The following is a 13,765-nucleotide window of genomic DNA, read 5'->3' as shown; positions in this document are numbered from 1 at the left end:
AAAATGTCTTCAATTGAATGAAAATGCAAGAACCATACCAATATCCTGTCTTTTGCTGAAAAAACTTGTTGAATCCTACAGAAATTTGTCAAGCAGGAGAGCACTTTTCTCTTTTTTCGATCACGAAATGCAAATTTCTTTTGCAGGTTTCGTTTTTACGAAAAGGTTAAATGCAAAATTCCTTTGCACCAAAAAGGGATATCTCTCCTTCCGTAATCATACCCATCCGCGGAACCGCGACGCTTCCGCCGATTTTCTGATGCCTGTCATGTAAGCCGCCAAGCGCATATCGACTTTATGTGTCGCTGCTGTCTGATAAATGGTATCGAACGAATGAACCATGACGTTTCTCAGTTTTTCTGCGACCTCTTCCTCTGACCAATAATATCCTTGGTTGTTCTGCACCCATTCAAAATAAGAAACCGTGACGCCGCCGGCACTCGCCAGGATATCAGGCACGAGGAGCACGCCTCTTTCATTCAGGATTTTCGTGGCATCAATGGTTGTCGGGCCATTCGCTGCTTCGACAACGATTGACGCCTGAATGTTGTGTGCGTTTTTGGCTGTGATTTGATTGGCAATCGCCGCCGGCACTAAAATATCGCAATCCTTTTCAAGCAGCTCCTCATTCGTGATGACGTCTGTAAATAAGTTGGTAACCATGCCGAAGCTGTCACGCTTATCGAGCAAATAAGGGATATCAAGACCATCCGGATTGTAGAGCCCGCCATGGGCATCCGAGATCCCGATCACCTTCGTGCCCGCATCGTGCATGAATTTGGCCAGAAAGCTTCCCGCATTTCCAAAGCCCTGTATGATGATCCGCGCGTTTTGCAGCTTGATCCCTTTTTTCTTCACCGCCTCTTCAATACAAATCGTGACGCCCTGTGCCGTTGCCGTTTCCCGGCCTTGTGATCCGCCTAAAACGAGCGGTTTTCCTGTGATAAAGCCCGGAGAATCGAATTCACGCAGCCGGCTGTACTCATCCATCATCCACGCCATAATTTGCGAGTTGGTGTACACATCAGGAGCCGGAATATCCTTTGTCGGGCCGACGATCTGGCTGATGGCACGAACATATCCCCTGCTCAGCCTTTCCAGCTCTCCAAATGACATGGTCCGCGGATCACAAATAATACCGCCCTTTCCGCCGCCGTAAGGAAGATTGGCAATCCCGCATTTGAGCGTCATCCAAATGGATAATGCCTTGACTTCTTCTTCGTTGACTTCAGGATGGAAACGCACGCCTCCCTTAGTCGGACCGACCGCATCATTGTGCTGGGACCGGTAGCCTGTAAACACGTTGACACTCCCGTTATCCATTTTTACTGGAATGCGGACAGTAAGCATTCTCTGCGGCTCTTTCATGAGTTCATACATATCTCCCGGATAGCCAAGCTTTCGAATTGCTTCCTTAATGATCGTTTGGGTAGACAGAAATAAGTTAAGAGCTTCTTTTTCCTCGTCTTTCGTCACCTTTGCTGACATCATTTTTCACCTCATTGTTTGTTTGACCGTTTGAATTGTAAGCGCTTCAAAAAATGCGGACGGCCAATTTTTATCTGTTGGATTCCACCCTTATCATCATGCAAGATCCGTACCAGTTTTTTAAAACGACAAAAAAGAGACTGAAAACGTCTCAGTCTCTGGTCATATCTATTGATTAACGAGGGTCAATCACCAGCTGCGTTTCAGCGTAAAAACTGCCGATTCCCAAACCGTTTACCACATCGCCTTTAATCGTGTAAGTGCCTGCGCGCGGAAGGGTTTTGCGCACCATGACGAGGTCAAATTCAGTTGCGCCTAATAAATCAAGCGTAAGCGGGAGTCTGACTGTTTTTCCATCGTTTAAAATCTGTGTTTCTTTCAGTGTTCTTCCATTCACTGAATCTCTTGTCGTGGCATGGAACCCGTCAGGAAATCGGAATTCTACCGCTCCTAGAGAAAGCACCGCGTTTGGTTTATACGTCACTTCAATATCGGAAGTGGTCCACTCTTTTGTGCTGTTGATCGTTTTAGCTTCAATTGATGCAGACTGCGCATGAGCTTGGCCTGAAGGAAGCAAGATTGATAGTAAAACAGCTGAACTGATGAATAGTGAAGATTCGAATGAAGTTCTTTTTAACATGACATTTCCCCCTCAAATCACAGTTAATATTTGGCCAGAGCGTCCTCTGCAGAAAAAGTATGTTTCTGTCATTCGCGAATTTCCAATTCTTTTTCTTAAAAAATAATCTAACACCAATTCATATGGAAGTAAATGCTTTTTCAGGAATATTAGAACTTGGTTTTTTTGTGATTTCCATCCTAGTTATACAAGGTTCCTACAGACTATTTTTTCTCTCTTTTTCTACCTACACCCGCCTGTTGGTCTCTATCTTTTATCCTATTTTGAAAAAGGACAAAAAAAAGCGAAGATGCCTCCGCTCTTCGATTGATCATGTTCCTATCTTTATCTGAATTCGGTATTCCAGTCAAAACCGATCGTCTCATCATTCCACGGAATTCGTTTTTCATCCGGCTGATCCGGATTATACGACATAGTCGTGAAGTAGATAATCGTCAACGGTGTTTCTCCCAGCACTCTGTATCCGTGGGCAACCCCTTTAGGGATCAATAACAGCATCGGGTTGTCTTCGCCCATGTAATACACGTCGGTTTCTCCTTTTGTCTTTGAGTCCTCGCGCAGATCGTAAAGGACAACCTGAGCATGGCCTGTTGGGAAGAACCAAAGATCATCCTGCTTCTCATGATAATGAAATGCCTTAATCACACCCGGATAGCTTTTTGACCAAGAGGCCTGCCCAAAATGCTCAAGAATGTTCTCATCATCCCGAACCAGCTCGGCAAAAAAGCCTCTGTCATCACTGTGTTTCGTCAATTTTTTCACCTTGACTCCATCAATCACGTGCACTGCTCCTTTCCCGCAAATACTCCCGTAACGCTTCCCGCCAGTGGCGGGGGCGGATGCCGGCTTCTTCAATGGCCTGATGGCTCAGCACAGAATAAGCCGGACGGGGCGTTTTGTTCCCGTATGCTTCTGTTGTGACAGGCAAAATGATTGTGGCCAGCCCGTTTTCTTCCATAATGGCCTTCGCAAATTCATACCAGCTGCATATGCCTGAATTGCTGACATGATAGACGCCCGGCGAATGGCTGAACAGCGTGATGACTGCTTCTGCTAAATCCTTTGTGAATGTCGGCGATCCAATTTGATCACTTACAACCCGCAGCTCCTGTTTCGTTTCAGCAAGCTTTAACATCGTTTCAACGAAGTTGCTGCCGCCGTGTCCGTACACCCACGACGTTCTAATGATCGTCCTGTCTTTTGTCGCTAATCGAATCAGTTCTTCTCCGAGCTTTTTGCTTTTGCCATAGATGGTGTTCGGATCGAGAGGATCGTCTTCCCTGTAAGGCTGGGTCCCTTTCCCGTCAAAAACGTAATCCGTACTGATATGAACATATTGAGCGCCGATGCGGGTTGCCTCCAGCGCCGTATAGTAAGCGCCGATTCCGTTAATCAAGTACGCTTTATCAAGTTCTGTCTCGCATTTATCAACCGATGTAAACGCGGCCGTATTGACTACGATATCCGGCTGATAATGGTCAAACGAATGCCGGACTGAGCGCTGATCAGCAATGTTCATCATCTTCTTTGTTAACGCAATGACCTCATATCCAGTTTGTTTCAGCTGGCGGCACAGTTCCCGGCCAAGCTGTCCTCCAGCACCAGTCACCAATACCTTTGTCATCGGATCACCTTCTCATCGGTCATTATCTGTATACCAGCGAATCGTACGCGCAATGCCTTCTTCAAACGGCACTTCCTGCCGCCAGCCCAGTTCGTTTTTCAGCTTTGATGCATTGATCGCATAGCGCCGGTCATGCCCTTTTCTGTCTTCTACGTGAGCGAACAATTCCTCACAGCCCAGATGCTTCATGATGGCGCTCGCCAGCTCTTTGTTTGTGCGTTCATTTCCGCCGCCGATGTTATATATCTCACCGTCGGTTCCTTTTTCTAAAATCAGCTTGATGGCGCGGCAATGGTCCTCCGCAAACAGCCAGTCTCGGATTTGAAGCCCATCGCCGTACAGCGGAACCGGTAGGCCTTGCTTCGCATGGCGAATAATCGTCGGAATCATTTTTTCGCTGTGCTGGTAAGGGCCGTAATTGTTGCTGCATCGTGTAATAATGGCCGGAAGCTTGTGGGTTTTGATATACGACAACACGAGCAAATCAGAGCTTGCCTTGCTGGCTGAATAAGGATTATTAGGAGAAAGCGGCGTCGCTTCAATAAACGCGGGATCATCCGCTTCTAAATCCCCGTACACCTCATCTGTTGAAATGTGAATCAGCTTCTTGGCTTTTCCCTGTAATACCGCTTCCGCCAAACGATATGTCCCCATGACATTTGTGGTGATAAACGGCTCCGCTTGGGAAATGCTTCTATCTACATGCGATTCCGCAGCGAAGTGAATCACGCCGTCATACATCTCATCAAACGCGCGGTCGATATCATCCTGAACGCTGATATCCCCTTTCACAAAGCGAAATCGGCTGTTTCCCTTTAGTTTTTCTATTTCCTGCGAGTGGCTGGCGTACGTCAGTTTATCTAAAACGGTTATGCGCGCATCCGTTTCCTGTAGCATGAGCTTTGTAAATGTGAGCCCGATGAAGCCGGCCCCGCCCGTAATTAAATATGATTTTGCCATCACTTTTCGTCCTGTCCTTTCTGTAAAGCCTGGTGTACAAGCTGAGAGGCGAGATGAAGCGATTCGTGAGTTCCGGCATCGACCCACCAGCCTGATAACACATCATACGTAAGCTGGCTGTTTTCGATGTATAGATTATTCACATCGGTGATTTCCAGCTCGCCGCGCTTTGACGGTGAGATTTGTTCAATATACGAAAATACCTCCGCGTCATACATATAAATACCGGTTACACAAAGGGTGGTCGGCGGATGTGCGGGCTTCTCGATGATAGAACGAATCCGCTTGTTTTTCTCATCGATCTCAGCAATCCCGAAGCGCTCCGGATCATCAACTTCTTTCAGCAGCACCTTTGCTCCTTTTCCCTGCTGTTCAAAGCGTTCCGTATAAGGCTTTAATGAATCTTCGAATATATTATCACCTAATAATAAAATGAAAGGCTCTTTTTTCGTAAAGCGTTTTGCATAGGACAGCCCATCCGAAATGCCCGATGCGGCCGGCTGGACCTGATAAGTGATTGTGACGCCAAGCTCTTCTCCGTTCCCAAGCAGTTTAAAAAATTGTGGCATATGCTCTTTTTGGCTGATGAGCAAAACGTCTTTTATACCGGCTTCCTCCAGCTTCATCATCGACCAGTAAATCATCGGATACGGTCCTACAGGAAGCAAATGCTTGTTGACGGCTTTCGTTAAGGGCATAAGGCGTGAGCCGTTTCCTCCGGCTAAAATAACACCTTTCACAGTAACACTTCCTTCACTGCATTTTTATAGCTTTTGATCATATAATGCTAGAAGAATAGCTGATACCCGCTTGAGGAATTCCACGGGCGCCAGCACTTACATTTGCATTGAATCGTTCCCCCCCTGTGAACTCAGGGAGTATTGCCATTTATCATCCTCTTGCAGCCTCGAAAGCAGGGTGAGTTTAAGTGATTCTGCCTTTCATAGATAAGGGTGTTTTCTGATCATGCCCCCTGTTTCGGGTATCCTGTAATTTCCGTTCACTATGTCTCTTCAAAGTGTCCGATTTTTGCATCTGTTTCCGCTTTTATTTTCCTTCATAGATCATCGGGAAGACCGAGAACTCAAACAACAACAGATCAGGCTTCTAGCTTTTTATTTCCCAGAAAATAAATACATGCTGCTGCATTCATCAGCGCAAAGCCCTCGCCACTCACTTTGCCAAGGTTTTTATTCACAATCTAAAACTTGCATTCTTTCGCTTCCTTGTTCGGCCAAATATGATAATCGTAATAAGATTGCTCAGCTGTAAAGCCCATTCTCTCGAAAAGGCGGATCGCCCTTACATTGTGAAGCTGCGTCCCCACTGTTACCGTTTTATGCTTCTGGGTTTCAAGGTGTTCTATGACATTCGCCAATAAATGAAACCCGATTCGCCTACCTTCAAACCCCGGCTTCACCGCCATCAGATCGAGAATACATTCATCACCTTTTGACAAGCCTTGAATATAGCCGATGATCTCTCCATTGTACTTAGCGGCAACATTGACAGCCGCCCTTCCATTGAGATTGTTTCTTGTCCACTCCTGATAGATCTTGTTTGCTGCTTCGCGGCTGAGAAGAGGATCTTGAAAATATTTGCTTTTTGTAAACGAGTCTCTGGCCAGCTCACATATCGCTTCTGTGTCTTCAGGCTCAGGCGGGCCAAGTTCAAAAAATGGCGGTGTTTTGTCATAAAAAGACGGGGGTTTCGCCATCTTAAGAAAACTGCCGACAAAGTAAGAGGATGGTTGCTGCTGTATCACATGCACGGCATCGATATCTTCAGCCGGAACACGAACAGAGATCAAATCGGTTTCATCCATTTGGCGTACAGAATAAAAGGATCGAAAAAGCTTCTTCAATTGCCCAGTGCGGTTTGCCGCTAAAAGTTTGACATTCATCACTTTCTTCTGAAGCATCTGGCTTTCCCACAGAGAATCTTCGTAAAGCAAGACGCCTTGGAGCCTGCTGTTTTCAAAAAGGCCGAGGGAAAATTGATATGGAACGTCCAGTGTCAGCTTCCTGCTTTGAAGAAATTCGCCAATCACTTCTGGGGAGATATTCTCTTTTACCGTATACACTTAACCAGCCCCTTTTACGATATCCCGCGCAGTTTCAAGGACATCCTGTGCACCTTCGCCTGAGAGCGGGAGTGACAGAAACTTGAATGGCTTGCCTATGGAGAGCCATCCCGATTCAAGCATTTCTGTAATCTCCTGATTTTCTTCCTTGCCGATGAACGTCAATGAGTAAGGAAGAAAAAGATGTCTCTTTTTCATAATTCTTTGTGCTCCTATCATTTTATTCAGTATCTTCCCGCCTGTAATCAACTCCCGTTTTGGCTTTCAATTGCGCAAATAAAGCGTTTGTTGATTCTGCCACTGGATAATTAGCCGCTATGAATGCCTGACGCGCCTCTTCTGCTTTTTGATGCACGGTGGGACTTCGCAGAACCGCCACCAAGGTCCGCACCAGTCTATCCGGCTGATCTAACATAAAATTCCCAAGAGACTCATAATACGGGTATGTGCGGTTTCCGGATGATTTCCCGATCAGCGCAGGCTTTTGAAACAGCATGGCTTCAAGTCCGACCGTTGAGGTTTGTGTCACCGCGGCGTCCGCGTAAGGCAGCAAATCATACAGGTCCATCTCCTTTTTGATAACTCTGCATGCTTTATGTTTTTTCGCCGCAGCATGATACAGATCGAGTTTGTTTTTTCCGATTTCCCAAGGATGTGGTTTGATGATGATTTGCAGCTGCTTCTGATCGGCAAGCCCTTCTAACACACCGGAATAAAAATCTTCCGAAAAAGGCTGAGTCGCAATGAGCACGATTTTTTTAGTCGGATGAAAAGCAAGTTTTCGATAAAATGCGGACATGTCGATAGGGGTTCTGTTAAAAATCTGATCGAAGCGGGGGTGTCCCGTGACGAGAATCTGCTCAGGTTTGCAGCCTTTTCGTTTGTACCAATCCGCTTCATAAGCGCCAAAAACAGCCTGATAGGTTGTAAAAACAGGAATAAAGGCTTCATCTCCCATCAATGCGCCATGCTGAAGACAAATGCTGACGGCTCCTCTCCTGTGACACATAAGAGCGAGCACCCTGCTGTAAATATCTTCTGCCGTTCCAACGACAACGGCTGAAATCTCCTCCTGCTCAAACAGCGCATCAACCGTATCAATGGCTTCCATAAATAAAGGTATATCTTTGAAAAGCCGGTCGCGAAATGCTTGATCACCGAATGCCGGGTGGTCATCAAAAGGTGCGAGAATCGAACAGGCTGTTTCGAGATATTGCTTCGGATCGCCTTTTTTGCATGATTCCGCAATCTCACGCTTGCTTATCACAGGCAGATCACAATAATCAGGCAAACTCCACCGGGCCAAAATAGCTGTTTTTTCAGGATCAAACTGATAGTAATTTTCGTTTGTAAAACGCAGATAATCATAGTGCAAAATGACTTTTCCCTTACCTGGTTTGTTATTTGTTTTGGCTATACTGCGTATTTTTTCTTCAAAAAACGGCTGAATCTGCCCTTCGTCGATATGCTGCTCCACCGGTCCGAATAACTCTGGTTCTTCTTCCATCATTACGCGCAGCTCAGGGCTGATGTATTGATAAAAGTTACTGATAAGCCCTAGCGGAATCCCCTTATAGCACAGTCTGTCAAAAAGCTCCACATACTTCCGGTACAGCACCCAATAATTGCTTAAATAGGCCGACAAGCTCTCACCCCATTCCAAGCTTTTTTAATGATTCACGCAGCTCGCGGCAATTGCGCTGCGGGGGAAGGTTCCGTACAAATTCATTTTTTTCTGCTTCAAACAGCTGAAAGTGAATCGATTGGTCGGTAATATAATTTAGATCCAGCTCCTCAGCCAGCGGGTGAAATGGATAAAAATGATTGACCCTCCAAAAGAACCTGGCATCACCAATCCGGTAAAACGCCGGGCTTTCATCCCAATAGGAGCCAAATTTCTCCTTTACCTTTTCAAGCACAGAATACCTGTGCATCACCGAGCAATGGTCGATGGCGCACGGCGCATTCCACGTCACGTGAACGGCCGGCCTGACAGTTTCTTTTACAATGTCGCGATCCTCGTTTAAGTGATAGGTTTTAGAGGCTGAGTAAATCACAGCCTTTTCAGGATGAGCATTGAGCTCCCGAACCATTTTGAGGAGCCGGTCCGGCATATAAATGTTGTCATCCGTCGCATAGGTGATATATTCACCTTCCACCATCTCAATAGCCTGATTGATCAACGCCGCGTATCTCGTTTTTTCCGTTCTTTCTTTTACTTCAGATACATCGCTTTGATAAAAACGCACTCGGTTATCATTCAAAAAAGGACGGATTGCATTTAGCGTCTCTTCATTGGAGTTGTCATCCATAATAAACAGCTCAAAATCTGTAAACGTTTGTGAGAGTATGCTGGAAATGGACTTTGCCACATAATCGCTTTTGTTATAACTCGTCATAATGACAGATACTTTCGGCAAATCCTACACCTCCTTGTTGGAACTTCACACCTGAAACTAACGTTATCTTATGTTGCTTATACGCAAGTTGCGCTAGGGATACAAACCAATATGCGAAAAGTTTGTGTATTTCTATGAAAAACAGCGGCCGCCCAGACCGAAATCCGGCCCGTCTGCTGTTCTTTTTCAGCATATTCCAAGCATCAGCCTCATAAGGTGAAAGAGATAAAAATCGCACCAGCGACTAAGATCGTTTTCCATCGGAGGTGAGTCATCGCGGAGCGTTCATCTATACATTCGGAACTTGTTTTGAGTCGTTTTCATAAAAAGGAGGAACGATATGAAACCGAAAAAAAATCAATATCAGCAAATGCAGGGATTTGATAACATGCAGGGGTATCAGCCTCAGTACGGCGCCAATCCGTACCCGCAACAAGGCCAAGGCGGACAAATGCAGACGATGGGAATGCAGCCCATGATGCCAATGCAGCAGGGACAGCAAGGACAGCAGGGCTTCGGATTCCCGGGCCAGCAGGGCGGCGGGTTCCAAATCCCATCGGGCCCGACACCATCGGCGCCGGGCCAAAGCATTCCCGGCATGCTGCCTGTTGAGGAATCATACATTGAGAACATTTTGCGGCTGAACCGGGGAAAAACGGCCACCATTTATATGACATTTGAAAACAGCAAGGAATGGGGCTCAAAGATCTTTCGGGGGGTTATCGAGGCAGCCGGCCGGGACCACATTATCATCAGCGACCCGAAATCAGGAACACGCTACCTGCTTCTGACCATCTATCTCGATTACATCACATTTGACGAAGAAATTGCGTATACGTATCCGTATTCCATGGCATCCTATTCTCCTAGATAAAGTAAAAGCCAATCACTCATATGATGAGGATTGGCTTTTTTATTATAGATATTTAACGGCTGTGACAACGATCATAATCCAAGAAATAATAAACGCCACACCGCCGAGCGGGGTAATCGCCCCTAGAATGGAGACTTGCGTTAAACTGAGAATGTATAAGCTTCCGGAAAACAGCACAATTCCCGCGAACATCAGCCAGCCGGCTGTCGTGACACTGCCGATCCCGGATAATTTATCAGCCAGGAAGGCAACAACGAAAAGCCCAAGGGCGTGATACATATGATACTGCACGCCTGTGTGCCAAACCTGAAGATATTTATCAGGAATTTTCCCTTCTAAACCGTGAGCGCCAAATGCCCCGAGCCCCACGGCAAGCAGGGCGTTAATGGCACCTAATATGATAAACAATTTCATCTATCTCTCCCGCCTTTTCGTTAATCTCATATCCTTAATCTTATCGCACCTATACTAAAATTCAATGCTTGTTCTCCGATGACACGAGATTGTCGGATTTTCTCCTGCGCCGCCAAAGCTGGAACTGGTCTGCCGCTATTGCAGTAAGCGTTCCTAATACAAGCCCGTTGCTTAACAGCGAAATAAATACCGGGTGCAAACCTTTTAAAGCCGTTTCAGGAACAAACATGATACCGACCCCTGTCAGCAGTGAGGTGCCGATCACAGACCGCACCCTTTTCAGTTCCGCTTTCTCATACGAATCAAATTCTGCAAGGGCCAGACCGCCCATCGTGGAAAACACGACAAAGTTTACCGCAAAGCCAACGGGTGACGGCAGGCTCGCAAACGCATTCATAAAAAACGGGATCACGCTGATGAAGACAACAAGAATACTGCCGAGCATAAACGGTTTTTTAGACGGCATTTTCGTTGTCTCAATAAAACCTGCTGCTCCCGAAATCGGGACTGGGGCAATGGCTCCTGTTAAACCGCTCAGCAGATGGCTGAATGAGGCGGCAAAACCGGCATGGCGTTCATGATGGTGTCCATCCGGCTGTTTGCCGAATTTCTTCACAGCAATGTCCACAACCTTCATGCTCGCCAGCATATTTACGATCAGCAGGATGGTAATAAAAACGGAGGTGATAATCAGACCGCTATTAAATAAAGGTTTGCCAAAAGGAAACAAGGAAGGCAGCTGAAACAGCCGATCCGGCATTTCCATCGGCTTTGCCGCTCCGGCAGCCGCAAACAGAAGCCACCCGCCGAACAGGGCCAATAAAATCGAATATTGCTTAAAAAACGGAATGGTTGAATTGGTCATCATAAAGGCGGCGGCAACGACTACAAGTGCCAGACCAAATACTAGGCCGTCCACACCGTCCTTTCGGTAGCCGATTCCGAGAATTCCTTTTATAATGGGCTGGCTCAGCTGCATGACTAGCAGCAATAAATAGACACCTGTTACAACCGGGGTAAATAATGCTGCAAGCCGGTCAATGACCTTGAAGATGCTTAACAAAAAGAAACATACAGCGCTTATAAGAAGAGCTCCCTGCAAACCGCGCAGTGTATCCCCATATGTTGCAAAAACAGTTCCCGTCAGCCCGCCGTAGATCGTATACACTCCCCACCACAAGCCGGCGGGGCTCTCATTGATCGGCAGCCTGTGGCCTTTCATACACTGAATGACGGCGGCAATTCCCAATACAAAAAAGGTGCTTTGGATCAACCTCGCAGAAGCTGAGTGATCCAGATGAAACGACTGGGCAACCGCCACCGGAACAACAATCGCCGCAGCAATGATAAACGCTGTCCATTGCAGCGCGCCAAGAATCAATTTCACATGAGCTCAACCTTTCTCAATTAAAAATCAAATAAAGACTCTCCGTTTCCGTCCTCTTCCTGCTTCTCTTTTTCCTGCTTTCGATATTTGTTTAATCCCGCGCTTCCCATCATTTTTTCCATCATCAGCTGATCTGTCGATGGCGGCGCGGCAGGGCTCGGCGTGCTGCTCGGCTGGATGCGGGGCGCACTCGCTGTCTCCGGCTGATCCAACACGACATCACACAAAGAACGGACAACCGCTACCGAACGCTTCAGCTCCTCATCTAGCTCAGCCGTCTTCGCTTTTTTGAGCTCCTCTTCCATTTTTTGAATCAAAGCAGATATATGAATGTTCATCAAGAACCCTCCAAGAAATATTTATCGTCTTCCTGCATTTTATCAAATTCCCGCCATAAACGCAGATATGAGTTTGCGATTTTTTCTGACAAACCTTACGTATTTGACAAGCAAAAGAGATTTTTCACATAATAAGTCACCATACCTTATAAAAAAGGAGAAACGGAATGAACAGCATCCCCTCTATCGTCAGCAAGCAGAAAGCCTACTTTGCGGCAGGGCATACGAGACCGCTCGAATCGAGACTGGACATGTTGCAGACGCTGAAACAAGCCATCAAAACACATGAAGCCGATCTCACAGCCGCTCTCTATCAGGATCTCCACAAAAACGAACAAGAAGCATACACAACAGAAATCGGAATCGTGTTGAAGGAAATCAGCTTTGTGATGAAACGGCTTAGAAAATGGGCCAAGCCGAAACGAGTCAAAACGCCGCTGACTCATCTAGGCTCCAAGAGCATCATCATCTCTGAGCCGTATGGAACCGTTTTGGTGATTGCGCCTTGGAACTATCCGCTGCAGCTCGCGCTTTCACCCTTGATTGGAGCTATTGCCGCCGGAAACACGGTCGTTCTCAAACCGTCAGAATATACGCCGGCTGTTTCCGCTGTTCTTTCCAACCTCATCAGCAGCGTTTTTTCTTGTGATTATGTCGCGATGGCAGAAGGTGGGCCTGACGTCAGCACAGCGTTATTACAGCAGCCCTTTGACTATATTTTCTTTACCGGCAGCGTTGCCGTTGGAAAAATCGTCATGGAAGCCGCCTCCAAACAATTAATTCCGGTTACCTTGGAGCTCGGCGGCAAAAGCCCCTGCATCGTCCATAAGGATGCTGATATACAGCTTGCCGCCAAACGCATTGTCTTCGGGAAATTCACAAATGCGGGACAAACTTGCATCGCACCGGATTATGCAGTTGTCCATAAAGACATCAAAACAAAGCTGACAGAAGAAATGAAGCGTGTGATCAGTGAATTTTTTGGCCCTCAGCCTGAACAAAATCCGCAGTACGGCAAAATCGTCAGTGAACGCCACTATCAGCGGCTGCTCGATTTTCTGAATGATGGCGTCCCGCTCACAGGCGGGCAGTCTGATCCTGTCCACCACAAAATAGCGCCGACGATTCTTGATCAAGTGAAGGATGACTCTCCAGTGATGCAGGAGGAAATTTTCGGGCCGATTCTTCCGCTGTTTACGTACGGCGATATCGATGAAGCCATTGAGAAAGTCCAATTACGCCCAAAGCCGCTCGCCCTGTATGTTTTCACCACAAACAAAGAAATCGAGCGGGCTGTTTTAGAAAACCTGTCGTTTGGCGGCGGCTGTGTCAATGATACATTAATGCACGTCGCGACACCGTATTTGCCTTTCGGAGGCGTCGGGGAAAGCGGCATCGGCAGCTATCACGGCTTTGACAGCTTCAACACATTTACGCACAAAAAAAGCGTCGTCAAACAAACGAACCGCTTTGACTTCGCTTTCCGTTATCCTTCTTCCAAAAACGGGCTGCGGATGATTCGGAAAATCCTCAAGTAAAAAAGCGCAGATGATCTGCG

14 protein-coding genes and 1 pseudogene are annotated in these 13,765 nt (G+C 46.7%); 2 read left to right on the top strand and 13 right to left on the bottom strand.

Translation table 11 applies throughout. The features are described 5' to 3' along the window. Positions 1 to 216: 216 nt before the first annotated feature. The 10 genes and pseudogenes from rocG to spsA all read right to left on the bottom strand — a co-directional run bounded on the left by rocG (position 217) and on the right by spsA (position 9,215). Positions 217 to 1,488, bottom strand: coding sequence for a glutamate dehydrogenase (gene rocG / locus SC79_RS11390; RefSeq protein WP_039075289.1), 1,272 nt, complete (start codon positions 1,486 to 1,488; stop codon positions 217 to 219). Positions 1,489 to 1,663: 175 nt separating this feature from the next. Then, complete coding sequence (bslB, locus tag SC79_RS11385; protein WP_039075139.1) at positions 1,664 to 2,128, bottom strand: biofilm surface layer hydrophobin BslB; 465 nt, start codon at positions 2,126 to 2,128, stop codon at positions 1,664 to 1,666. Positions 2,129 to 2,452: 324 nt separating this feature from the next. Beyond that, a complete protein-coding gene (locus SC79_RS11380) occupies positions 2,453 to 2,908 on the bottom strand; it encodes a dTDP-4-dehydrorhamnose 3,5-epimerase family protein (protein ID WP_039075138.1) in 456 nt (151 codons plus the stop codon). Then, a complete protein-coding gene (gene rfbD, locus SC79_RS11375; protein WP_039075137.1) occupies positions 2,901 to 3,752 on the bottom strand; it encodes a dTDP-4-dehydrorhamnose reductase in 852 nt (283 codons plus the stop codon). Before rfbD ends, SC79_RS11380 begins: the two co-directional genes overlap by 8 nt. Before the next feature lie 12 nt (positions 3,753 to 3,764). Then, positions 3,765 to 4,712, bottom strand: coding sequence for a dTDP-glucose 4,6-dehydratase (gene rfbB / locus SC79_RS11370; RefSeq protein ID WP_039075136.1), 948 nt, complete (start codon positions 4,710 to 4,712; stop codon positions 3,765 to 3,767). Further along, entirely contained in the window at positions 4,712 to 5,452 is a 741-nt protein-coding gene (locus SC79_RS11365) for a sugar phosphate nucleotidyltransferase (protein ID WP_039075135.1), read from the bottom strand. Before SC79_RS11365 ends, rfbB begins: the two co-directional genes overlap by 1 nt. A gap of 461 nt (positions 5,453 to 5,913) precedes the next feature. Next, a complete protein-coding gene (locus SC79_RS11360; RefSeq protein WP_039075134.1) occupies positions 5,914 to 6,795 on the bottom strand; it encodes a GNAT family N-acetyltransferase in 882 nt (293 codons plus the stop codon). A 93-nt stretch (positions 6,796 to 6,888) separates the two neighbouring features. Continuing rightward, positions 6,889 to 6,993: pseudogene (locus tag SC79_RS21665) on the bottom strand (hypothetical protein); the annotation flags it as partial. Between the two features lie 22 nt (positions 6,994 to 7,015). Further along, positions 7,016 to 8,440 (bottom strand): CDP-glycerol glycerophosphotransferase family protein, encoded by a 1,425-nt coding sequence (locus SC79_RS11350; RefSeq protein ID WP_039075132.1) that lies wholly within the window; start codon positions 8,438 to 8,440, stop codon positions 7,016 to 7,018. A 4-nt stretch (positions 8,441 to 8,444) separates the two neighbouring features. Then, complete coding sequence (spsA, locus tag SC79_RS11345) at positions 8,445 to 9,215, bottom strand: spore coat dTDP-glycosyltransferase SpsA (protein WP_039075131.1); 771 nt, start codon at positions 9,213 to 9,215, stop codon at positions 8,445 to 8,447. Positions 9,216 to 9,534: 319 nt separating this feature from the next. Between spsA and gerQ the strand changes: the two genes are divergently transcribed. Next, complete coding sequence (gene gerQ, locus SC79_RS11340) at positions 9,535 to 10,068, top strand: spore coat protein GerQ (protein ID WP_039075130.1); 534 nt, start codon at positions 9,535 to 9,537, stop codon at positions 10,066 to 10,068. 42 nt (positions 10,069 to 10,110) lie between these two features. On the opposite strand, the gene SC79_RS11335 is transcribed toward gerQ, so the two are convergent. The 3 genes from SC79_RS11335 to SC79_RS11325 all read right to left on the bottom strand — a co-directional run bounded on the left by SC79_RS11335 (position 10,111) and on the right by SC79_RS11325 (position 12,207). Continuing rightward, the gene (locus SC79_RS11335) at positions 10,111 to 10,482 is read right to left on the bottom strand and encodes a DUF423 domain-containing protein (RefSeq protein WP_039075129.1); all 372 of its coding nucleotides are present in this window, start codon (positions 10,480 to 10,482) and stop codon (positions 10,111 to 10,113) included. Positions 10,483 to 10,543: 61 nt separating this feature from the next. Next, a complete protein-coding gene (locus tag SC79_RS11330) occupies positions 10,544 to 11,869 on the bottom strand; it encodes a purine/pyrimidine permease (RefSeq protein ID WP_039075128.1) in 1,326 nt (441 codons plus the stop codon). 20 nt (positions 11,870 to 11,889) lie between these two features. After that, positions 11,890 to 12,207, bottom strand: a complete 318-nt coding sequence (locus SC79_RS11325) for a YwdI family protein (RefSeq protein ID WP_010329013.1) — start codon at positions 12,205 to 12,207, stop codon at positions 11,890 to 11,892. 167 nt (positions 12,208 to 12,374) lie between these two features. On the opposite strand from SC79_RS11325, the gene SC79_RS11320 reads away from it, so the two are divergent. Next, positions 12,375 to 13,745, top strand: a complete 1,371-nt coding sequence (locus SC79_RS11320) for an aldehyde dehydrogenase (protein WP_039075127.1) — start codon at positions 12,375 to 12,377, stop codon at positions 13,743 to 13,745. Positions 13,746 to 13,765: the final 20 nt, after the last annotated feature.

Origin of the sequence: Bacillus sp. MSP13, assembly GCF_000815295.1 — a bacterium.
GTDB lineage: Bacteria > Bacillota > Bacilli > Bacillales > Bacillaceae > Bacillus > Bacillus vallismortis.
The sequence above is the reverse complement of the archived record's forward strand: the minus strand, read 5'-3'. Positions and strand labels throughout refer to the sequence as shown.

Coding starts and splice junctions, on each gene's coding strand:
- rocG (WP_039075289.1), bottom strand. CDS start 1,488: ATGTCAGCAAAGGTGACGAAAGACGAGGAAAAAGAAGCTCTTAACTTA.
- bslB (WP_039075139.1), bottom strand. CDS start 2,128: ATGTTAAAAAGAACTTCATTCGAATCTTCACTATTCATCAGTTCAGCT.
- rfbD (WP_039075137.1), bottom strand. CDS start 3,752: ATGACAAAGGTATTGGTGACTGGTGCTGGAGGACAGCTTGGCCGGGAA.
- rfbB (WP_039075136.1), bottom strand. CDS start 4,712: ATGGCAAAATCATATTTAATTACGGGCGGGGCCGGCTTCATCGGGCTC.
- gerQ (WP_039075130.1), top strand. CDS start 9,535: ATGAAACCGAAAAAAAATCAATATCAGCAAATGCAGGGATTTGATAAC.
- SC79_RS11335 (WP_039075129.1), bottom strand. CDS start 10,482: ATGAAATTGTTTATCATATTAGGTGCCATTAACGCCCTGCTTGCCGTG.
- SC79_RS11325 (WP_010329013.1), bottom strand. CDS start 12,207: ATGAACATTCATATATCTGCTTTGATTCAAAAAATGGAAGAGGAGCTC.
- SC79_RS11320 (WP_039075127.1), top strand. CDS start 12,375: ATGAACAGCATCCCCTCTATCGTCAGCAAGCAGAAAGCCTACTTTGCG.